Raw genomic sequence first — 20,295 nt, 5'->3', positions numbered from 1 at the left:
GCCGCTACCGCGCCCGTCGCCTCCGCACGACCCCGATCACGATCAACGCCAGCCCGACGACCAGCACGATCGGCCCGACGGTCGCCCACAGCGGGGAACCGCTCATCGCGGAGCCGCCCAGAACGTCGACCCCCTGCAGCAGCCAGACCAGGCCGAGGACGGCGAGGATCACGCCGGGGATGACGAAGGGCAGGCTCGACTTCATGTCCACACAGTAGGCCGGTGGCGCGCCGGCGTGACTGCCCGATTCGGCGCGATATCCTCTGCTGCGTCGCCGTGGAGGCGCAGGTGCCGACAAGGAGGGGTCCGATGATCGGGCGCGAGATCACCGAGCCGGTCCGGCTCGTGCGGCCGGACGGACGCCTCGACCCGGCCTCCACCGGCTGGACGAGGCGCCAGCTGCACGACACCGACCGGATCGGCCGTGGCGCGTACGGCTGGGGGCGCAACAAGCGCTGGGAGTACTGGGGCATCATCACGCCGACGCACATCGTCGCGCTCACGATGGCCGGCCTCGACTTCGCGAACGTCCGCCAGCTGTGGGTGCTCGACCGGGCGACGCTGACCGCGATCGACAGTTTCGAGATCGGGCCGCTCGGCCGCGGCCTCCAGCTGACCGGCACCCACGGGGCCGGCGTGAACGAGTCCCGCGGGCGGGGTCTGTCGCTGCGCTTCGAGGACGGCGAGGCCGGCACGGCCCTGAGTGCTCAGAGCGATCGGGTGCGGGTGGAGGTGACGGCCTGGATCCGGTCGGGGCACGAGGCCCTCGGGATCGCGTCGCCGCACAGCCGGCGGCTGGTCGACTACACCGTGAAGGACGTCGACCGGCCGACGACCGGGACAATCACGGTCGACGGCGCGGTGCACGACGCGACCGGGTTCGCGGTGCTGGACCACGCCCGGTCGCGCGGGCTCTACCGCACCGACTGGAACTGGGGCGCGGCGGTCGGCGAGGTCGGTGGCAGACGCATCGGGATCAACCTCGGAGGCGGCGGCCCGCGCGGGCTGCTCAACGGCCTGTCGCACACCGGGTTCACCGTCGACGGCCGCCTGCACAAGATCCCCGGCGCGCTCGAGTGGGAGTTCGACCGCGCCGACTGGATGCGGCCGTGGCGGATGATCACCGATCGGGTCGACCTCCGCTTCACGCCGTTCTATGACCGGTACGCCCACGTGAACCTGCTGGTCGTCCGCTCGACGACCCATCAGTGTTTCGGTTCGTTCACGGGCCGGGTGCAGACCGACGACGGCGAGTGGATCATCGTCGACGGGCTGGAGGGATGGGCGGAGGACGTGCACAACCGGTGGTGAGTCGGGCGTGGCCCGTGATCCCCGCTTGGTGAAGCGTTGCCGGACCTGTACATTGGGCCTTGTTTCAACGTTGCAACATTCAGGAGGACCCGCGTGGCCGCAGACCGACCCGCCGACAGAGACTCGAGCGCCGATCCCATCCCGCTGCCCGAGTACCCGCGGCCCCAGCTGGTGCGCGACAGCTACCTCCCGCTGAACGGGCGCTGGGACTACGCGATCCGGCCGACCATGACCGGAGGAGTCACGCCGCCCGCGGTGTGGGACGGCGGCATCCTCGTGCCGTACTCGCCCGAGGCCGCGCTGTCCGGAGTGCGCCGCCGGCTGCTGCCGGGGGAGACCCTGTGGTACCGCCGCACCGTCGCCCTCCCCGCGGGGTTCGTCGCGGACGGGCAGCGCGTGCTGCTGCACTTCGGCGCGGTCGATCAGGACTGCGAAGTGCTGGTCGACGGCGTGGTCGTCGGTGCGAACAGAGGAGGCTACTGGCCGTTCGTCGTCGACGTCACCGAGAGCCTCGGCGACGGGAGGCCGCACGAGCTGGTCGTGGCGGTGCGTGACGAGAGCGACGCAGGGTTCCGCTCACGCGGCAAGCAATCGCTGCGGCCGGGCGGGATCTGGTACACCCCGCAGTCCGGTATCTGGCAGAGCGTCTGGCTGGAGGCGGTGCCCGAGGTCCGGGTCGAGCGGATCGCGTACCGGACGCTGCCGGCCGAAGGCGCGATCGAGGTGACCGTGGAAGCGGTGGGGTGGGCTGCCGGGTCGCTCGACGCCCGCATCGAGGTCGCCGCGGACGGCGTCGTCGTCGCGCGTGCCACCGCGATCGCCGGAGAGCCGGTCGCCGTCCCCGTCCCCGAACCGCGGCTCTGGACACCGGAGGACCCGTACCTCTACGACGTGACGGTGGTCGTGGGCGACGATGTCGTCCGCAGCTACACCGGCATGCGCACCGTCGGCGTCGCGCCCGATGCGAACGGCCTCCCGAGGCTTCTGCTGAACGGCGAGCCCTACTTCCACGCCGGCGTCCTCGACCAGGGGTACTGGCCGGACGGCCTGTACACGCCGCCGTCCGACGACGCGTTCGTGCGTGACATCCAGGCGATGAAAGATCTCGGCTTCACGATGCTGCGCAAGCACATCAAGGTCGAGCCGCTGCGCTGGTACCACCACTGCGACCGGCTCGGGATGCTGGTCTGGCAGGACCTCGTCAACGGCGGACGCCGGTACAACCCCGTCGTCATCACAGCCCCGGTGCTCACGCCTCTTCGGCTCGACGACCGCCGGCATCGCGCGTTCGGGCGACAGGACGCGGAGGGCCGTGCGGAGTTCCGCGACGAACTGGAGCGGACTGTCGCGTTGCTGTCGCCGTCACCGTCGATCGTGTGCTGGGTGCCCTTCAACGAGGGCTGGGGTCAGTTCGACGCGCTCGACGCGGTCGACCGCCTCCGCGCTCTGGACCCGGACCGCATCATCGACCACGCCAGCGGCTGGCACGACCAGGGTGGGGGAGACCTGCGCAGCCTCCACGTGTACTCCCGGCCGATCCGTCCGCGCAGGGCGTGGGGGCGCGACGGCCGGGCGGTGGTGGTCTCCGAGTACGGCGGGTACAGTCTGCGGATCGCCGGCCACGGCCACAGCGACCGGGAGTTCGGCTACCGCAAGCTGCCGAACCCGGAGGCCCTGACGGCGGCGTTCGAGCACCTCCACCGCACCGAAGTCCTCCCGGCGATCCCGCGCGGGCTGTCCGCGATCGTCTACACGCAGGTCGCCGATGTGGAGGACGAGCTCAACGGCCTCCTCACCGCCGACCGCTCGGTCACCAAGGCCGACCCGGACCGGGTGCGAATGGTGCTCGGGGAGCTGGTCGCTGAGTTCGCACGCGCCGTGGCCGCGCCCGCAGTTGCGGCCGCCGCGCCCGCCGCACCCGCGCCGAGGGGCGCGTAAGGGCTGCTGCGCCTGCGCCGAGGGGCGCGCAGGGGTCCTGTGTCCGCGCCGAGGGGCGCGTAACCGTCCCTTCCGCCTCCATCGAGGGGCACGTAACCGCCCCGAAAACCGCCGCATAAGGTCACCTACGTGCCCCTCGGCGCGGGCGCCCGCCGAGCCGAGCCCCGAAGGGCACGCAAACGCCCCTAAACCGGCGCCCTAGGGGCATCCACGTGCCCCTCGGCGTGCGGCATGGTCACGCCGGGAAAGGAATGCAGTGCTCTTCCGCTGCGCTCGCTGCGCTGCGCTTCGCATGGACCTGTTCACGCACGTCATCCTGAAGGATCGAGGGGCACGCAAGCGCCCCTAAAGCGGCGATTTTGGGGCATCTACGTGCCCCTCGGCGCGCGGCATAGTCGCGCCGGGTCGGGATTGCAGTGCTCGCGGGCTGCGCTCGCTTCGCTGCGCTTCGCATGGACCTGTGCGCGCACGTCATCCTGAAGGATCGAGGGGCACGCAAGCGCCCCTAAAGCGGCCGTTTGAGGGCACCTAAGTGCCCCTCGGCACGCAGGGCTGCAGCGCGCGCCCCGCGCGCACCCTACGCCCGCGCCCCCGAGGAGTCGCGCCGCACCACCGAGTACGGCGCGCGCGTCGTCTGCGGTTCGGCGTCGGGCTGGTCGAGGCGGCGGAGCATCGCCGTGATGGCGAGGCGGGCGAGCTCGTCCATGTCCGGTGCCACCGTGGTCAGGGCCGGGGCGGTGTACGCGGCTTCCGCGGTGTTGTCCCAGCCGACCACGGCCACGTCCTCCGGCACGCGCACACCGTTCTCACGGAAAGCGCGCAGAGCGCCGATCGCGAGAAGGTCGTTCGCGCAGAACAGTCCGTCGATCCGGGCGCCCGACCGGATCAGCTCCTTGGTGCGCTCGTAGCCCTCCTCGCGGGAGTAGTCGCCGTGCGGGTTGACCTGGTCCCACTGCTCGACCGGGACGATCCGCGCGGGAGTGAGGCCTGCGGCCTCGAGTGCGCTCGTGAAGCCGGCGAGACGCAGGTCGGCCGGGGCCGCGCCGATGGTTCCGCTGACGACGTCCCCGAGGAACGCGATGCGGGTGCGGCCCGCGTCGATCATCGTCTGGGTGACCTCGCGCGTCGAGCTGATGTTGTCGACCACGACGCTGTCGATCGTGTCGGAGCGGAAGCGCTCGCCGAGGAGCACCAGGGGGGTGGGGCCGCGCTCTGCCTCGAACCGTTCGAGGTCGATGGTCAGCGGGCTGAACAGGATGCCGTCGGTGAGGATGGCCTTGAACCCCGCCGCCACGCGCAGCTCCCGCTCGAGGGTGCCGCGCGTCTCGTCGATGACGACGTCGTAGCCGACCTTCTCGGCCTGCCCGACCACGGCGTGGGCGAGCTGTGCGAAGTAGGGATGGGACACGAAAGGCACCGAGAGCGTCAACAGGTTGCTGCGCCCGCTGCGCAGCTGCCTGGCCGCCAGTTGCGGCCGGTAGTCCAGCTCGGCGATCGCGGCCTCGACCTTCTCTCGCGTGGTCTCGCTGATGTACCGGTGACCGTTGATCACGTTCGAGACGGTGCGGTACGAGACGCCGGCGACCGCCGCAACGTCCTTCAGGGTGGGCGGTCCGCCCGGCCGGCGGCCGCGGTGCGGGGAATCGGTCGTCACTCGGCCATCGTAACGGGTCCAGCCGTCGCGGCCCAGGATTGTTGCAACGTTGCCAGATCTTAATATTTCCACGTTGCAATATGTCGCGCGGTCTGCTTGAGTGGCTCCTGCGACCCCGGCAGGAGTTCCCGTTGGCCGGCCTCCGTCGCAGATCTTCCACAACGACGAGGAGATGATTCCCATGACCCGAACCCCCCGGGTGCGCCGCATGCTCGGCATCGTGGCCGTCGCGGCCACCGCCGTGGCGCTCACCGCGTGCGGCACGAGCGACAGCACCGCGACGCCGGCCGCCATCGACGGCGGAGGTCTCGGCACCGCTGCCAAGCACGTCAAGATCACCATGATGTCCAACGACGCCTTCGCGCAGGCCTGGCAGGCGCAACTGGTGCCCGAGTTCAACAAGAAGTACCCCTACATCGACGTCACGATCGACTCGACGCCGTACGACGACCTGCTGGCCAAGGGCATGCTCAACGGCACCGACCCCGACCCGCAGTACGACCTGATCACGCTCGACGACCCGTGGGCGCCCCAGCTGGCGAACGCAGGAGTCCTCCTCGACCTGAAGAAGGCGGCATCCTCCTGGACCGAGAAGGGCTACGACTGGGCGGACTTCAACTCGGCTCCGCTCGCCGCGAGCGAGTGGAAGGGCGGCCAGTACGGCGTTCCTCTGCGCTCGAACATGCTGCTGATGTTCTACAACAAGTCGCTGTACCAGAAGGCGGGCCTCGCCGAGCCGACCCCGGAGCTCACGTGGAAGCAGTACCTCGCCGAGGCTCCCAAGCTCGTGCAGGACACGAACGGCGACGGCAAGCCGGATTCCTGGGCCGTCGGCCTCACCTGGCAGAAGGGCGTGCTCTCCCCACCGTTCTGGCAGGCCGTTCTCAACTCCAACGGCGGCGCTCTCTTCGGTGACGACATGAAGCCCACCTTCGACACGAAGGCCGGAATCGCAGCCCTGCAGACGCAGATCGACCTGCTCAAATACGCGCCCCCAGGGGCTACCGCCTACAACTACACCGAGCCGCTCGACGCCTTCCGCCAGGGCAAGGTCGCCACGATCTTCACCTGGGGCAGCGCCTACAAGTCGGCCGCGGTCGACCCCGCCGTCACCAAGCTCACGCCCGACGAGGTCGGCATCCAGACCATGCCGGCCGGTTCCGCCGGGCCGAGCACGCACCGCGGCATCTGGAGTGGATCGGTCTTCAAGAACTCCAAGCACCCGCAGGCGGCCTGGACCTTCCTGCAGTGGATGACCGACAAGGAGGGCGAGAAGTGGATCACCAACAACCTCGGCTCCTTCCCCGCCCGCAAGTCCACGCTGGCCTCCACGCCGCAGCAGGCCTGGCTGGCTCCGGTCTTCACCACCCTGCAGTCCGCGTACGACGTCGCCGCCAAGGGCAGGATGTGGCGCGTGCGCGACGTGCAGTCCAACGCCATCCAGCAGATCCTCGCGGATCAGACCAGCGCGGCGGTGATGGGCGACACCTCCAGCTCCGACGCGCTCAAGAAGGCGTCGCAGCAGATCCGCGACCTGCTGAAGGAGTAGCACGATGACGGTCGCGCTCTCGAAGCAGCGGAGGGGTAGGTCGCGCCTGCCGGGCCGCCTGAAGGACATCGCCGGACGCTGGTCGTTCATGATCCCGGCGACGGTCGTCCTGGTGGCGGTGCTCGCCTACCCGCTGCTGTACACCCTGCAGATCAGCTTCTCGCACTTCGACCTCAGCACCTTCAGCCCGGGATCCTGGGTGGGGTTGGAGAACTACACGAAGGCGCTGGGCAGCGAGTCCTTCCAGAACTCGCTCGTGGTCACCGGCATCTACCTGGTGCTGGCCCTTCCGCTGCAGATCGTCCTCGGGTTCGCGATCGCCTTCCTGCTCAACGCCGAGTGGAGGGGGCGCGGAGTGTTCCGCGCCCTCTTCCTCATCCCGATGGTCGTCGCGCCGGTCGTCTCCGGCGGCATCTGGAAGATGCTGCTCGACCCGCTCTGGGGCGTGCTCGGCTGGCTGGGCTCGCTGGTCGGCCTCCCGCCGGTCAACTGGTTCGGGAGTCCGGCCACGGCGATGATCAGCGTCGTGCTGATCGACACCTGGCGGTCGGTGCCCTTCGTCGTCCTGATCGCCTCCGCGGCTCTGCTCGCACTGCCCAAGGACGTCTTCGAGGCGGCCCAGGTCGACGGGGCCAACTGGTGGCAGACGCTCTGGCGGGTCAGCCTGCCGATGCTCGCCCCGATCATCGCCGCGACCTTCATCGTGCGCTGGCTCGGCGCGGTGAAGATGTTCGACATCATCCTGACGACCACCAACGGCGGCCCGGGCACGGCGACCGAAGTCGTCAACCTGTTCATCTACCAGCAGGCGTTCCAGCTGCTCCGCTTCAGCGAGTCGTCGGCGATGGCCGTGATCGTGCTGGTGATCACCACCATTCTCACGCTGGTGTTCCTGTGGGGAAGCAAGAAGCTGGAGGACCGGGTATGACCGCGACCGCCGAACGCCCGACGACGCAGCCGGCCCGCCGGGCCGGGCCGAGCGCACCCAGGCGGCGCAGTCGCACCGGGCACCGCTGGCGGGTCTGGTCGGGGGTGATCGTGTGCATCCTGTTCCTGCTGCCGCTGGTATGGATGGTGATCACCTCCTTCAAGTTCCAGCGCGACATCTTCACCGTGCCGCCGACGGTCTTCTTCGATCCGACGCTCAGCCAGTACGTGCAGGCGTGGGTCGGCCAGGGTCTCGGGCCGAAGATGGTGAACACCGTCATCGTCGCCCTCGGCGCGGGGCTGGTCTCGCTCGTCGCGGGAGCGATGGCCGGCTACGCGCTGGCCCGGCTGCGGATCCGCGGCGCCGCCACGATCGGCGTCCTCATCCTCGCCTCGCGCGGGGTGCCGCCGATCGCGCTCGCCGTGCCGATGTTCCTCGTCGCGAGGACGCTCGGGATCACGGACACCCACATCACGCTGATCCTGGCGTACTGCTCGTTCGTCATCCCCTACGTGATGTGGCTGATGCGCGGGTTCTTCCTGTCGCTGCCGAAGGAGCTGGAGGAGTCGGCGATGCTCGACGGCTGCTCGCGCATGGGCGCCTTCTTCCGCATCATCGTTCCGATCTCGGCGCCGGGACTGATCTCGACCTTCATCTTCAGCATCATCCTGGCCTGGGAGGAGCTGCTGTTCGCGCTCGTGCTGACCAACCGCCGCGCGACGACTGTCCCCGTCGCGATCGCCGGCATGGTCGGCGACACCGAGCACGGCGCCAACTGGGGTGCGCTGGCGGCAGCCGGCACGCTCACCGTCATCCCCGTCGTGGTGCTGGCGCTCGTCGTCCAGAAGTGGTTGATCCGAGGCCTCGCCGACGGCGCCACCAAGGGCTGAGACCCCACCGTTCCCCTTCACCGAAAGAGAGTCCCGTGAGACTACCCCTGCGCCCGGTCGCCCCGGGAGGCGAGTCCGTCGCCGAACGCGAGATCGTCGCCCCCGTCGACCTGTGCCTCCCGAGCGGCCTCCTGAACCAGGAGTCCGTCGGCTGGACCCGACGCGCCCTGCACCGCACCGGGCTGCCCGGTTGGGGCCGCAACAAGCGCTTCGAGTACTGGGCCGTCACCACGCCCGACGCGATCGTGACGATGAACATCTCGCACCACGACTACCGCGCCAACGTCTCGGTCGGTTTCACCGAGCGTGACGGCTACCGCGAGATCCACCAGGGCGGCAACACCTGGCTGCCCGGACCGGGCGGCATGCGCGACCCGTTCAACCACGGGCCGATGGAGGCCAGGCGCAAGGACGTTATGGTGCGCCTCACCCCGCGCGGCACCGGCATGCATCTCTACGCCGAGTCGCCGCGCATCCAGGCCGACATCCACGTTCTCGCCGACCCCGCGCACGAGTCGATGGGCGTCGTGGTGCCGTGGAGCGACCGCCGCTTCCAGTACACCAAGAAGGACAACTGCCTCGCGGCGGAGGGCGTCGTCGTCGTGGACGGTGTCACCCACCCGGTGGAGGCGCTCTCGTCCTCCGCCGTGCACGACCGCGGCCGGGGGAGGTGGCCCTACTTCACGTTCTGGAACTGGGGCGCCGGCGTCGGCCGCACCTCCGATGGCCGCGACCTCGGCATCCAGCTCGGCGGCAAATGGACCGACGGTACGCCGTCGAGCGAGAACTGGCTGCGGGTCGACGGGCGCCTTCACAAGATCGAGAACCACCTCGACTGGCGCTACGACCCGACGGACTGGACCGCACCCTGGACGATCACCGGCCCCGATGTCGAGATCGTCTTCACGCCGGAACACCACACGCAGCACCTCTTCGACCGCTGGCTGGTGTACAGCCGCGGCGACACTTGCTTCGGCCGCTACGACGGCCGTGTCGTCCTCGCCGGCGAGGAGGTGACCTTCTCCGGCGTGTTCGGTCACGTGGAGGAGGTCGAACGCCGCTGGTGAGTTGACGTCCCCGACCGCTCCGGAGTGCGAGGCGCATCCACGGCGCCGCCGGAGCACGGGCGGGGCGCGGCCCCGCCGATTGCCGCGTCCCGCCCGACCTTTCCTGATCACGTGCGACGAAGGAGTCCCCATGTCACCCTCGACCTCCGCGCTTCCGTCCGTGCTGCGCGTCGCGGCCGATGAGCTCGATCCCGCCGGCCCAGACGCGCCTGCGTCCGGCGAGCGATACCGCGCCCTCCTGAGCGGCCCGGCCGGCTCCGGCACCGTACGCGCGGTCATCCTCGCGGGCGAGGCGCCGCACGACCTCGTGGTCGTCCAGTACAGCGACGCGTATGCCCGGGCGTGGCTGCGCGGCGACGTGTGTGCCGACGGCGTCGCTTACAGCCTGCTGGCCGAACTGCCCGCGAGTTTCCCGGCGCGGGCGCCGGCGATCGCGCGCTGAGAACTCCGCCGAGAGGCACGGCGCCGTGTGCTCACCAGCGGTTGCGGACGTCCTCGGCCCAGCCCAGGAGGCCGTCGACGAGCAGCGGACCCTCCACGGTCGGGATCGTGCCGGCGAAATGCCCGAAGCACTGGTGACCACGGCTGCCGACGACGCCGAGCTCGGTACGGCTGACGTGGTCCCAGAACGGCTCGAAGCGCAGATCGACCTCTCCGCCCCTGATGTGCCAGGGACGCAGCCAGTCGCTCTCGTCGTACGTCCACTCGAGCTGGTCGTGGAGCTTGTGGAGGCGGCCGTCGAGCACGGTCGCGTTCTCGGTGGTGCCGGTGCCGTCTGTCCAGCGTCCGCCGATCTGCAGGCCGACAGTCCTGCCGCCCTGCTCGCCGGAGGCCGCGCCCCAGTTCCAACGCACCCGGTACGGCCAGCGCCCCCTGCCGTGGTCGAGCACGGCCCAGGTGTCGCCGGTCGCGAGCTCGGTCGTCGTGCCGCGCACGGTCACGGTTCCCGTCGCCGGTCGTGCCACGTCCTTGACCGTGTACTGGAAGCGCCGGTCGCTCCACGGCACGACCACGCCCAGACGCTCGTGACCGGCCGGAAGGGCGGCCAGAACGTCGAGGGCGACCGCGTCCGTGCGGGCGACGAGCCGGGTGCCGGCGTTCGCCTCGCTCAGCTCGATCTCGAGGCCGCGGGCGGAAGCGCGTGCCGGGCCGTCGCCGAGCGACGCGGGCAGCGTCGGCCGTGTCCACGGCGGAGCCACGATGCCGTGCTCGATGGTCTCGCCGGTGGTGCGATCGTGCACCATCACCGAGTGCACGCCGGAGTAGTCGAGCGACGAGACGGTCAGCGCCAGCAGGTGCGTCGGCGACGTGACCGCCCAGTACTCCCAGTGTTTGTTGCGGCCCCAGCCGTGCCGGCCGCCGATGCCGGAGGTGTCGTGCAGCGGCTTGCGGGTCCAGCCCACGGCCGCACGGTTCAGCCGGCCGTTCGGGAGGACGAGGGAAACGGGCTCGGTGAGCTCGCGCTCTGCGATCTGCCGCGTCCCCATCATCGCGCTCCCTTGATCGGCAGGATCGCGACCGCGCCGAGCACGGCGAAGGCGATACCGGCGACGAAGATCGACGCGTAGCCTCCCGAGACACTGATCAGCGCCCAGGCCACCAGCGGCGTGAGCGCCTGCGGCAGTGTCGTGGCCACGTTGAGGATGCCCAGGTCGCGGCCGGACGAGACGCCCTCCGCGGGGAGGACCTGTGTCATCAGTGCCAGATCCACGCTGAGGTACACCCCGTAACCGAAGCCGAAGAGCGCGGCGAGGGCGATCATCCCGGCCGTGGTCGGCCAGACCAGGGGGATCGCGAGGGCGCATCCCATGATCAGGGAGGCGCCGATGACGAACGGCTTGCGGCGATGGAGGCGGTCGGAGAGCTTGCCGGAGGCGTAGGTGCTGACGAGGGCGGCGAGCAGCTGGACGATCGTCAGCACCCCGGCGAAGGAGTTGGAGGCGTCGACGCTCAGGTGGATGTGGTCGCGGAGGATGTAGAGCAGGTAGCTCTGCACGCCCTGGTACGCGAGGATCATCAGGAACCGCGCCGCGAACGCCCACGCGAAGTCGGGGTGCTTGCGCGGGCTCACCCAGAACCCGGCGAAGAAGTCGCGCCAGCTGAACGGCGTGCGTTCGGCGTCCTTCGACGAGAAATCGCGGTTGAACAGCACGAAGCCGAACGCCGAGAGCAGCACGAGCGCCGCGAAGACGCCGTAGCCGATCCCGATGAGCTCGGCGAAGTAGCCGGCGACGATGACGCCGGCGCCCATCCCGACGAGCGTGCCCATCGCGAGCACGGCGGAGGCGACACCTCGGCTGCGGACGGGGACGCGGTCGGTGATGATCGCCGGGATGGGCGCGTTGAGCGTGTTCAGCAGGATCATCACGAGGACGTAGAAGATCGTGACCCAGAGCAGGGTGGCGGCGCCGGCGAGCAGCAGCATGAACACCGCTGCGCCGGACGCTCCGATCAGCACCCACGGCGCCCGTCGGCCGAGGCGGCTGCGGGTGCGGTCGGAGAACGCGCCGACGAGCGGCTGCACGAAGATCGTGGCGATGGAGGCTGCGGTCGTGACGATGGCCAGGTTGCCGACCTTCTGCGCCGGATCGATGTTCTGCACCTGGTTCGGCACGAAGATGACGATGAACGCGGCATAGCAGGAGAGCAGCACAGCGTTCACGAGGAACAGCCAGAGGAACAGTCTGGGCTGGTGGGTGGCGGCAGTGGCGGTCTCTGCCGATGCGGGCTTGTCGGACGTTCGGGTCACGTGCGGCTCCTCTTCGAGTAGGAGGAGTTTATGGGACGGGCGTCCCACATTGCAACGTGGAAAGAGTGGGGCCGTGTCGACGTGTGGTTCGGCGACATTCGTCACGAATGTCGCGTTTCGTGCCACGAATGTCGCGATTCGTCACGAATCTGCGGGCGTGACGGGGTGGCATTTGCGGCAAATGTGGCGATTGGGGGGCGCGAATCGCCACATTTGGCGCAAATGCGGGGAGGGGGAGAGTGGGGAGGCGGCGTGCGTGGAGGGCGGCGAGGGGCGGGGCGGCGGCGCGGCGCGGCGGCGCGCCTAGCGGCGGCCCGCCCAGGGGTCGTAGTCGGCGAGGAGGGCGCCCTGCTCCGGGCGGTCGGACTCCGGGACGTGCTGGAGGTTGACACGCACCCGGTACCACTGCGAGCTCGAGCCGCGCATGCCGTCGATGAGCTCGTCGGCGGGGTGGAGGAGCGCCGCCGCCTCGGGGTGGAGGTCGCGCCAGCGCGCCAGCGCCTCGGCGGCCTCCGGCTTGGTCTTGGTGCGCGCCACCTCGATCAGCGGCATCTGCGACACGCGCCTGCCCGCGCCGTCGCCCGCGCGTGGCGGCTTCTCGGCCGGCCCGAGCCGCGCGGCCAGGGCCAGCAGGGCATCCAGCGAGCCCGCGGCCGCGTCGATGCCCGTGTGCGGGTCTCCTCGCTCGGCGAACCGGGTCAGCACCGTCGGCACCGTGAACTCCGCGGGTCGGCGCGAGCGCACCTCGTCCCAGTCGAGCGGCGTGGAGACGCGGGCGTCCGGCAGCGGGCGCACCGAGTAGGCGGAGGCCACCGTGCGGTCTTTGGCGTTCTGGTTGAAGTCGACGAAGACGCTCTCGCCGCGCTCCTCCTTCCACCAGCGCGCCGTCGCGAGCCCTGGCGCGCGGTTCTCGACCTCCCTCGCGAGCGTCTCTGCGGCGAGCCGCACGTCGGCGAAGCCCCAGTGCGGCGCGATCCGCACGAGGATGTGGAGGCCGCGCGAGCCGCTCGTCTTCGGCCAGCCGACCAGGCCGTGGTCCTCCAGGACCTCCCGGGCGATGAAGGCGACGTCGACGATCTGCGACCAGTCGACGCCCGGCATCGGGTCGAGGTCCACCCGCAGTTCGTCGGGGTGGTCGAGGTCCTCGGCGCGCACGGCATGCGGGTTGAGGTCGAGACAGCCGAGGTTCGAGACCCAGGCGAGGCCGGCGGCGTCCCGCAGCACGGCCTCCTCGGCCGAGGTGCCGCGCGCGTAGTGCAGGGTCGCCGTGTCGATGTAGTCGGGATGGCCCTCCGGTACCCGCTTCTGGAAGAACGGCTCCTGGGTGAGTCCCTTGACGAATCGCTTGAGGACCATCGGCCGCCCGCCCGCGCCGCGGAGCGCGCCATCGGCGACCGCGACGTAGTAGCGCGCGAGGTCGAGCTTGGTCAGCCCCGCCTCGGGGAAGACCACTTTGTCCGGGCTCGAGATGCGCACCTCGTGGCCGCCGACCTCGAGGAACGTCTCGGACTTCGACGACGGAGTCATGTCGCCACGCTAGTCGCGAGGTCGGCGCGCGGCCAGTGCGAGCCGACGTGGTTAGGCATGCGCTGTCATCTGTACTAGGATCAAATCTGGGATTAAAATTTTGAATGCTATGTAACACGAATGGGACATGTATTGTGAAATTCAAGAACAAAGTTGTTTCGACGGTCCTGGCAGCCGGGGCACTGACGATCGGGGCAACGCTCGGCGCGACCCCTGCGAACGCATACACCGGCTACCCCGAGGGTGGAACGTGGAGCTACGGAAACTCGGGAACGACGTGGTCGAACTACCACCACGCTTCGAAGAAGCACCGCTCGACAGCGTGCAACTCGTACTCCTGCCTGCGCTCCCCGGACAGGGCCGGCGGCAACTGGTCCTACGCGTCCGTCTCATGGACGGTGACCGGAAACACCTGGTACTACTACAACTATTGAGCCGAGAAGGGCAGGACGGTTGTGGCCGGCCTGCCCTTCTGCTTCGAAGGCAGTGATGAAGAGAATCACCTCGCGTATCGGCATTCTGGTCGCGTGCGTGCTGGCACTAAGCGGGTGCGCCGCAGCCGGTGGAACGTCCGACAACCCGTCATCCGGTCCGGACGTTCGCGCCAGCACGGGCACTGGCTGGGCAGACGAAATCGCGGAGGCTCGTCGACGTGCTACGACCGACTTCGAGCGGAGCGCGCTTGCCGACGGCCGAATCTCCGACGCCGAGTTCGCCGAGATGGAGAACGCGTTCGCCACCTGCATGCGCGACCGCAACGTCACCTTCGGCGGATTCGGGCCCGGTGGAGGATACGAGTTCAAGCCCGGAAGCGGAACGACGACCGAGGAGGCCAACACGATCGCGGACGAGTGTTCGGCGACCTCGGGCCTCGACACCATCGGCTCCCTTTACTTCGCCATGCAGCGGAACCCGCAGAATCTCGACGAAGCCGCGATCACAGCCGCGTGCTTAGTGAAGAAGAAGGTAGTGCCGGCTTGGTACTCCGGCAGCGATTACTCGCGAGACGCGCCGGCGATGGCGTTCCCGTTCAGTGATGGGGCTCGAGGCGAGAAGGCGCTCCGAGAGTGTGATCTGGACCCGCTGGGGCTTCTGGACGAGTCGAAGGGATGACGGCGCGCGTCTTGCCGCGATTTGCGGTCATCGCCGTGCTCGTCGTTGCAGTCTTCGCCTCGGGCGCGACTGCCACCTGGTTATGGCTCAACGAAGAGCCGCCGAGTTCCTTGGCCGAGTCTCGACCGGCCGCCGACGCCCGTGTGAACTATCGGGAGTTCTCCGATTCGCGGACGGTGGCGCTGCGCGTCGAGTCGGTTCCCGATTCGCGGCTGGAATCGGGGGTTGCCGGAAGGGTCACCCACTCGGCCTGCACACCCGGGTCGGTGATCGTGTCCGGCTCGACGCCGGCCTCCGTCGACGGGCGCCCGCTGGTGGCGCTCGCGACGGACCCACCACTGTGGCGCGACCTGCGCAGCGGGGACGAGGGCGACGATGTCACAGGCCTCCAGAAGGAACTCGCACGGCTCGGCTACGCGACGAAGGCGGATGGAAAGGTCGGCGCTCGCACCCTCTCTGCAGTCGCCGACCTGTTCAAGCGTGCGGGAGATCGAACTGCCGATTCGACGATCGTCGAAGCCGGGCGAATCGTCTGGCTCGCTTCCGTGTCCGTCGCGATCGCGAGCTGCGATGTGAAGGCCGGCGCGCGGGTGGACGCGGGCGCTGCGCTCGCATCGATCGCCGGAGGTACCACCCGCGTTTCCGTGACCGACACGTCCGCCGATTTCTCCGGGGCGAAATGGACCTTGACCGTCGACTCTGTGGCCGTACCGCTTGATGCGACGGGAGATGTATCGGATCCGTTGGCGCTCGCCGAGTTGGCCGCTGCGCCGTCGTTCGTCCGCGCAGCGGCACGTTCCAACGCGACTGCGGATACGGCGGACGCCGAGAATGGAGCCGGTGCTTTCCGCGGCACGGTCGCCCTCGCGGAGCCGATCAAGGTGGGGGCGGTTCCTCCATCCTCCGTGTATTCGATCACGGGGGCGGAAGGATGCGTGGCGTCGGAGGGTGAGGCGCTTCACGTTACGATCGTCGGTTCGCAGCTGGGCCAGACGTTCGTGCTCTTCCAGGAGGGACGGCGGCCCGCGACCGTGCGTATCTCAGATTCGGAACGTCCGCTGTGCTCTTAGCCCTCGAAAACGTCGGCCATCGGTACGGTCGCGACGGTGATTGGCTTTTCAGAGGCCTGACCATCGATTTCCACCCCGGCGAGGTCTACGCGCTGACCGGGCCTTCCGGGTCGGGCAAGAGCACCCTGCTTTCCCTGCTCGCCCGTCGGAGTAGACCGCGCGAAGGAGCTGTTCGCTTCACCGACATCGAGAAGGTGAGTTGGGTGTTCCAGAATCCATTCGGCTCGCCGCACCGGACTGCGCTCGACCACGTCGCGTTGCCGATCCTCGCCCGTGGGGAGAAACCCGCTTCGGCTGAAGACGAAGCCGACGAGCTGATGTCACGATTCGGTCTGCAGTCGGTCGCGCAACGACGGTTCGGCGACCTCTCCGGTGGTGAAGCTCAGAGGCTCATGCTCGCCAGGGGACTCGCGTCCCGTCCAAGCGTCCTTCTAATCGATGAACCGACGGCCCAACTCGACAGGCGGACAGCGGAGCGCGTCGATTCAGCGATCAGGGCGGTCGCCGATCCGCGGACCATCGTGATCGTCGCGACGCATGACGAACGAACGCGCGCGGCATGCACGAAGCAACTCGACCTCGGGTCGCCCGAAGGACCGGATTACCCGTGAAGCTCTCCAGTCTGTTGCGCGAGGCCGGCCGCAACATCATGTCGGGAACAACGCGCTTCACGCTCTTCAGTCAGGTGCTCGCCCTTCTTGTCGGAGGGTTGGTTCTCGCCGATGCGCTGGCGACGGCTCGGTTGGTCGCGTCGGCGGAGGCGTTCCGCGCGTCGGGGGCGGCGACAGAGATCCTCGTCGCGGAGGGCCAAGTGGACGGTGCTGCCTGCGAGGCTCTGGCAGGGCTCCCCGGAGTCACGGCTTCTGGGGCTCTGCGGTCGTCGGAACGGAGAATCGCAATAGCCACGATTCCTGACGCCCCCATTCCGACGTACGAGATTTCGCCCGGATTTGCCGCTGTCGTCTCGGATCCGAATCCCGGGGAGGGCGTCCTCATCCCGGATGACCTGGCGCGCACCGCCGGGGTCGGCGGTGGGGGATCCGTTGCGACCGATTCCGGCCCGATTCAGATCGCCTCGGTGTACCGCTACCCATCGGATGGTCGCCGCGCAGGCTTCGGGTATGCGATCTTATCGCCGACGAACTCGAACCGGCCGTTCGACGAGTGCTGGGCCACCGCGTGGCCGCAGATCCCGAACCTGCGCTCCTTCCTGCACGCCAGCATGCTCCCTTCGAAGGGGACCAGCACCGAGAAGCCCACCGTGGTGCAGCTGAACTCGGCGTTAGGTGCGTCCTTCGACGGAAGTGTCGCCTTCGCCGGTCGATTGACACATTATGCGACCCCCCTCTCTGCGACGATCGCGCTCTGCCAGGGATTCGTCAGCGTCAGGATCAGGCGTCTTCAGCAGACGTCGGCGCTGCATGCGGGTGTCTCCAGAGGCGACCTGCTCGCGCTCAACCTGCTCGAGGGCGGTGCTTGGTCGGCCCCGGCCGCAATGATCGGAGCCGCTCTCGCCTCCGCGGCAACGTGGATGATCGGGCGCGACGACCAGCTCGCTGTCTTTGAAACGTTGGTTGCTATCCCATTGGCGGGAATGGCGGGAGCGCTCATCGGTGTCGCCGTCGGGTCGGCGACGATGAGTGAGAAGCAACTGTTCCGGTACTTCAAGGACCGGTGAGCCACCCGCTTCACCGCCCCGCGATCGCCTCCCGCAGCAGCTCGACAGGCACCTTGGCCGTGCGATCGTCGCGCAGCAGGCCGTTGGTCTCCTGCCCGGTGTCCGCGAGCTGGGTGTAGCAGAACCCCGCCAGCACCGTCGAGTCGGCGACCGCGCTGATCAGTCCCGTCACCCGCACGCCGAAGTCGGCGGAGTCGCGGGCGGAGGAGTACCCCCAGGCGTCGTCGACGTCGTGGTCGATCCAGCTCACCCCGCCGAACTCCGTCAGCATGATCGGCCGGGCGGGCGCCGAGGCGTGCAGCTGGATGCGGCGGCCGGCCGGACCCGGCCCCGCGATCAGCTCGTCGAGCGCCGTACGACTCCCGTAGCGACGGCCGAGCACCTCGGGGTCGCTCTCGTAGTCGTGGATGGTGATGAGGTCGGAGTCCGTGTGCTCCCAGCCGTCGTTCGAGATCACCGGGCGGCTGCCGTCGATGGCGCGGGTCAGCTCGGTCAGGCCGCGGCTGTACGCGCGCTGCCGCGGGTCGTGCGAGATGTGCTGCACGCCCCAGCTCTCGTTCAGCGGCACCCAGGCGATGATCGACGGGTGCGAGCGATCCCGCTGGACCAGCCGCATCCACTCCTCGGTGAGCAGCTGGACAGAGCGCGCGGAGAACTCGTAGGCGCTCGCCGTCTCCGCCCAGATCAGCAGGCCCAGCCGGTCGGCCCAGTACAGGAACCGCGGGTCCTCCGCCTTCTGGTGCACGCGCGCCGTGTTGAAGCCGAGCTCGAGGATGAGCTCCACCTCCCGTCGCAGCGCGTCGGCGGAGGGCGCAGCGAGGTGCGACTGGGGCCAGTAGTTCTGCGAGAGCACGGCGCGCACGTAGAACGGGCGATCGTTGAGCAGCAGGCAGCAGTCGTCGGTGCGCACGGTGCGCAGCCCGAGGTAGCTGGCGACGGCGTCGCCGCCCGGGTCGGGATCGCCGCCGTCGAGCGAGATCGTCGCACTGAGGAGGCGCGGGTTCGCCGGCGACCAGAGCAGCTCCTCGTATTGCTGGCCGTTGCGCTGCCGCGAGAGGGCGAGCCGCAGATGGGAGGTCGTGTCGAGCACCCGGTAGCGGGACTCGGCGAGCAGTTCCCCGTCGTGCTCGATGCGCACGTCGGCCCAGACGGCGCCCTCCGGCCTGGCGTTCAGCACGAGCTCGAGATCGACCGACGCGGCGTCTGCCGCCGTGTCCCAGGCGAGCGACTCGACGTGGAGGCCCGGCACGGCCTCCAGCCACACGGGCTGCCAGATACCGGTCGTGCGGTGGTACCAGATCGAGTGCGGGGACTCCTTCCAGTCCTGCTTGCCGCGCGGCACCGCCACGTCGAGCGGGTCGTCGACCGCGCGGACGACGAGCTCGTTCACGCCGTCCGGCGCGACGAGACCGCCGACCTCGAAGTGGAACGGGGTCTGGCCTCCGACGTGGTGCCCCAGGTAGCGGCCGTTGAGCCAGACATCGGCGGCGAAATCCACGGCGCCGAAGTGCAGCAGGACGCGCGGGCGGTCGGCCGTGAGTCCGGCCTCGGCCAGCTCGGCCGGGCCGAACGATCGTCGGTACCAGACGACCGGGTGGTAGCCGGTGTCGCCGATGCCGGAGAGCTCCGACTCGGGCGGGTACGGGACCACGATGGTCCGGTCGAACCCGATGCCCTCCGGTGCCTGCTCCGGATCCGACCCGAAGGCGAACTCCCACTCCCCGCCCAGGTCGCGCCAGTGCCGGCGCACGAGCTGGGGGCGAGGGTATGTTCCGTCCTGGTGCAGGGGGTCGGGGAGCCGGTCGACGGTCATGCGCTCATCCTCGAGACGATCTGGTAGGGGACGGTGGTGTCTCCCGCGGCAGGGGAGTCGGACAGGAGCAGCTCGAGGGCGAGGCTGCCGAGGGCGGCCTTGTCGGGAGCGACGGTCGTGAGGGGAGGCGTGCTGTAGCGGCCCTCCTCGATGTCGTCGAAGCCGATGACGGCGACATCCTCCGGCACGCGCAGCCCGGCCTCGCCGAGCGCGTGCAGGGCGCCGAGGGCCATCAGGTCGTTGAAGGCGAAGACGCCGTCGAACGGCACGCCCTCGGCGAGCAGGCCGTCGATGGCCTGGACGCCGTCGCTGCGGCGGAAGTCGATGACCTCCCGGATCAGCGCGGGGTCTTCGGCGATGCCGGCCTCCCGCAGCGCGGCGCGGTAGCCGGCGAGGCGCAGCTCGGAGGTCTCACGCGGCCCTGTCGCCTGCGCTCCGATCGCGGCGATCCGCCGGCGGCCGGAGCGCAGCAGGTAATCGGTCGCGGCGCGCGCGGCGCCGGCGTTCTCGACGGTCACGTGCGGGAAGCGCGACTCGCCGACGTGCTCGCCGAGCAGGACGATCGGGGTGGAGTCCTGGCGGTCGGCGAGGTCGCCGGCGGTCAGCGCGAGCGGCGAGAGGATGAGGCCGTCCATGACCGGGATGCCGACGCCGTCGCTGATACGGCGCTCGGCGTCGGCCTGGCCGTTGGTCTGGTTGATCAGCACGGTGATCGAGCGGTCGGCGGCCGCGGCGACGATCGCCGACGCGAGCTCGGCGAAGTACGGCTGGCTGAGGTCGGGGATGGCCAGGGCGATCATCCCGCTGCGCCCGCTGCGCAGTTGGCGGGCGGCCGAGTTGGGCCGGTAGCCGAGCTCGTCGATGGCCTCCCTGACGCGTGCTTTCAGGTCGTCGCGCACCCAGCCGGTGCCGTTGATGACGTTCGAGACCGTCTTCGCCGAGACGCCGACGTGGTCGCCGACGTCTTTCAGCGTCGTTCTGCGCATCAGCGTCTCCTTCGATCGTCCG

19 protein-coding genes are annotated in these 20,295 nt (G+C 69.5%); 12 read left to right on the top strand and 7 right to left on the bottom strand.

Going from position 1 to position 20,295, the window contains the following annotated elements; genetic code table 11:
• Positions 1-4: 4 nt before the first annotated feature.
• A complete protein-coding gene (locus tag KNO15_RS07015) occupies positions 5-205 on the bottom strand; it encodes a hypothetical protein (protein WP_241702760.1) in 201 nt (66 codons plus the stop codon).
• A gap of 104 nt (positions 206-309) precedes the next feature.
• Here KNO15_RS07015 and KNO15_RS07010 point away from each other — a divergent pair, with 104 nt between their 5' ends.
• Together KNO15_RS07010 and KNO15_RS07005 are read left to right on the top strand one after the other, a co-directional pair.
• Positions 310-1,311 carry a DUF2804 domain-containing protein gene (locus KNO15_RS07010; RefSeq protein WP_241702759.1) on the top strand — a complete coding sequence of 334 codons (1,002 nt, stop codon included), beginning with the start codon at positions 310-312 and terminating at the stop codon, positions 1,309-1,311.
• Between the two features lie 93 nt (positions 1,312-1,404).
• The gene (locus tag KNO15_RS07005; RefSeq protein WP_241702758.1) at positions 1,405-3,249 is read left to right on the top strand and encodes a glycoside hydrolase family 2 protein; all 1,845 of its coding nucleotides are present in this window, start codon (positions 1,405-1,407) and stop codon (positions 3,247-3,249) included.
• A gap of 577 nt (positions 3,250-3,826) precedes the next feature.
• Here the strand turns inward: KNO15_RS07005 and KNO15_RS07000 are convergent.
• Positions 3,827-4,903 carry a LacI family DNA-binding transcriptional regulator gene (locus tag KNO15_RS07000; protein ID WP_241702757.1) on the bottom strand — a complete coding sequence of 359 codons (1,077 nt, stop codon included), beginning with the start codon at positions 4,901-4,903 and terminating at the stop codon, positions 3,827-3,829.
• 181 nt (positions 4,904-5,084) lie between these two features.
• Between KNO15_RS07000 and KNO15_RS06995 the strand changes: the two genes are divergently transcribed.
• The 5 genes from KNO15_RS06995 (at position 5,085) to KNO15_RS06975 (ending at position 9,779) form a co-directional block, all read left to right on the top strand.
• Positions 5,085-6,452 carry an ABC transporter substrate-binding protein gene (locus tag KNO15_RS06995; protein ID WP_241702756.1) on the top strand — a complete coding sequence of 456 codons (1,368 nt, stop codon included), beginning with the start codon at positions 5,085-5,087 and terminating at the stop codon, positions 6,450-6,452.
• Positions 6,453-6,456: 4 nt separating this feature from the next.
• Positions 6,457-7,380 (top strand): carbohydrate ABC transporter permease, encoded by a 924-nt coding sequence (locus KNO15_RS06990; RefSeq protein WP_241702755.1) that lies wholly within the window; start codon positions 6,457-6,459, stop codon positions 7,378-7,380.
• Positions 7,377-8,270, top strand: a complete 894-nt coding sequence (locus KNO15_RS06985; protein ID WP_241702754.1) for a carbohydrate ABC transporter permease — start codon at positions 7,377-7,379, stop codon at positions 8,268-8,270. The genes KNO15_RS06990 and KNO15_RS06985 overlap by 4 nt, the downstream gene beginning before the upstream one ends.
• A 35-nt stretch (positions 8,271-8,305) precedes the next feature.
• On the top strand, positions 8,306-9,337 hold the full coding sequence (locus KNO15_RS06980) for a DUF2804 domain-containing protein (protein WP_241702753.1): 1,032 nt from the start codon (positions 8,306-8,308) through the stop codon (positions 9,335-9,337).
• A gap of 130 nt (positions 9,338-9,467) precedes the next feature.
• Positions 9,468-9,779: a hypothetical protein gene (locus KNO15_RS06975; protein WP_241702752.1), complete on the top strand. Its 312-nt coding sequence runs from the start codon at positions 9,468-9,470 to the stop codon at positions 9,777-9,779.
• Positions 9,780-9,810: 31 nt separating this feature from the next.
• Here the strand turns inward: KNO15_RS06975 and KNO15_RS06970 are convergent, their stop codons facing one another.
• From KNO15_RS06970 to KNO15_RS06960, 3 genes are all read right to left on the bottom strand, one after another.
• The gene (locus KNO15_RS06970; RefSeq protein ID WP_241702751.1) at positions 9,811-10,827 is read right to left on the bottom strand and encodes a DUF2804 domain-containing protein; all 1,017 of its coding nucleotides are present in this window, start codon (positions 10,825-10,827) and stop codon (positions 9,811-9,813) included.
• Positions 10,824-12,086, bottom strand: coding sequence for an MFS transporter (locus tag KNO15_RS06965; protein WP_241702750.1), 1,263 nt, complete (start codon positions 12,084-12,086; stop codon positions 10,824-10,826). The genes KNO15_RS06970 and KNO15_RS06965 overlap by 4 nt, the downstream gene beginning before the upstream one ends.
• Before the next feature lie 303 nt (positions 12,087-12,389).
• Positions 12,390-13,613: a DNA polymerase domain-containing protein gene (locus KNO15_RS06960; RefSeq protein ID WP_241702749.1), complete on the bottom strand. Its 1,224-nt coding sequence runs from the start codon at positions 13,611-13,613 to the stop codon at positions 12,390-12,392.
• A gap of 134 nt (positions 13,614-13,747) precedes the next feature.
• On the opposite strand from KNO15_RS06960, the gene KNO15_RS06955 reads away from it, so the two are divergent.
• From KNO15_RS06955 to KNO15_RS06935, 5 genes are all read left to right on the top strand, one after another.
• Complete coding sequence (locus KNO15_RS06955) at positions 13,748-14,047, top strand: lactococcin 972 family bacteriocin (protein ID WP_241702748.1); 300 nt, start codon at positions 13,748-13,750, stop codon at positions 14,045-14,047.
• A 55-nt stretch (positions 14,048-14,102) separates the two neighbouring features.
• A complete protein-coding gene (locus KNO15_RS06950) occupies positions 14,103-14,726 on the top strand; it encodes a hypothetical protein (protein WP_241702747.1) in 624 nt (207 codons plus the stop codon).
• Positions 14,727-15,040: 314 nt separating this feature from the next.
• On the top strand, positions 15,041-15,796 hold the full coding sequence (locus KNO15_RS06945; protein WP_241702746.1) for a peptidoglycan-binding domain-containing protein: 756 nt from the start codon (positions 15,041-15,043) through the stop codon (positions 15,794-15,796).
• The gene (locus KNO15_RS06940) at positions 15,787-16,407 is read left to right on the top strand and encodes an ABC transporter ATP-binding protein (RefSeq protein WP_241702745.1); all 621 of its coding nucleotides are present in this window, start codon (positions 15,787-15,789) and stop codon (positions 16,405-16,407) included. Before KNO15_RS06945 ends, KNO15_RS06940 begins: the two co-directional genes overlap by 10 nt.
• The gene (locus KNO15_RS06935; protein ID WP_241702744.1) at positions 16,404-17,474 is read left to right on the top strand and encodes a hypothetical protein; all 1,071 of its coding nucleotides are present in this window, start codon (positions 16,404-16,406) and stop codon (positions 17,472-17,474) included. Before KNO15_RS06940 ends, KNO15_RS06935 begins: the two co-directional genes overlap by 4 nt.
• A gap of 10 nt (positions 17,475-17,484) precedes the next feature.
• Here the strand turns inward: KNO15_RS06935 and KNO15_RS06930 are convergent, their stop codons facing one another.
• Both KNO15_RS06930 and KNO15_RS06925 read right to left on the bottom strand, forming a co-directional pair.
• Positions 17,485-19,287 carry a glycoside hydrolase family 2 protein gene (locus KNO15_RS06930; RefSeq protein ID WP_241702743.1) on the bottom strand — a complete coding sequence of 601 codons (1,803 nt, stop codon included), beginning with the start codon at positions 19,285-19,287 and terminating at the stop codon, positions 17,485-17,487.
• Positions 19,284-20,273, bottom strand: coding sequence for a LacI family DNA-binding transcriptional regulator (locus KNO15_RS06925; RefSeq protein WP_241702742.1), 990 nt, complete (start codon positions 20,271-20,273; stop codon positions 19,284-19,286). Before KNO15_RS06925 ends, KNO15_RS06930 begins: the two co-directional genes overlap by 4 nt.
• Positions 20,274-20,295: the final 22 nt, after the last annotated feature.

The organism is Leifsonia shinshuensis, assembly GCF_022606355.1.
Lineage (GTDB): Bacteria > Actinomycetota > Actinomycetes > Actinomycetales > Microbacteriaceae > Leifsonia > Leifsonia shinshuensis_B.
Note: the sequence above shows the minus strand (reverse complement) of the source record. Positions and strands in the feature narration are given on the sequence as shown.

Excerpts from the sequence above, each read along its gene's own strand:
- KNO15_RS06975 (WP_241702752.1), top strand. The coding sequence starts at position 9,468 with ATGTCACCCTCGACCTCCGCGCTTCCGTCCGTGCTGCGCGTCGCGGCC.
- KNO15_RS06930 (WP_241702743.1), bottom strand. The coding sequence starts at position 19,287 with ATGACCGTCGACCGGCTCCCCGACCCCCTGCACCAGGACGGAACATAC.
- KNO15_RS07010 (WP_241702759.1), top strand. The coding sequence starts at position 310 with ATGATCGGGCGCGAGATCACCGAGCCGGTCCGGCTCGTGCGGCCGGAC.
- KNO15_RS06960 (WP_241702749.1), bottom strand. The coding sequence starts at position 13,613 with ATGACTCCGTCGTCGAAGTCCGAGACGTTCCTCGAGGTCGGCGGCCAC.
- KNO15_RS06950 (WP_241702747.1), top strand. The coding sequence starts at position 14,103 with ATGAAGAGAATCACCTCGCGTATCGGCATTCTGGTCGCGTGCGTGCTG.
- KNO15_RS06995 (WP_241702756.1), top strand. The coding sequence starts at position 5,085 with ATGACCCGAACCCCCCGGGTGCGCCGCATGCTCGGCATCGTGGCCGTC.
- KNO15_RS07015 (WP_241702760.1), bottom strand. The coding sequence starts at position 205 with ATGAAGTCGAGCCTGCCCTTCGTCATCCCCGGCGTGATCCTCGCCGTC.
- KNO15_RS06925 (WP_241702742.1), bottom strand. The coding sequence starts at position 20,273 with ATGCGCAGAACGACGCTGAAAGACGTCGGCGACCACGTCGGCGTCTCG.
- KNO15_RS06970 (WP_241702751.1), bottom strand. The coding sequence starts at position 10,827 with ATGATGGGGACGCGGCAGATCGCAGAGCGCGAGCTCACCGAGCCCGTT.
- KNO15_RS06990 (WP_241702755.1), top strand. The coding sequence starts at position 6,457 with ATGACGGTCGCGCTCTCGAAGCAGCGGAGGGGTAGGTCGCGCCTGCCG.
- KNO15_RS06985 (WP_241702754.1), top strand. The coding sequence starts at position 7,377 with ATGACCGCGACCGCCGAACGCCCGACGACGCAGCCGGCCCGCCGGGCC.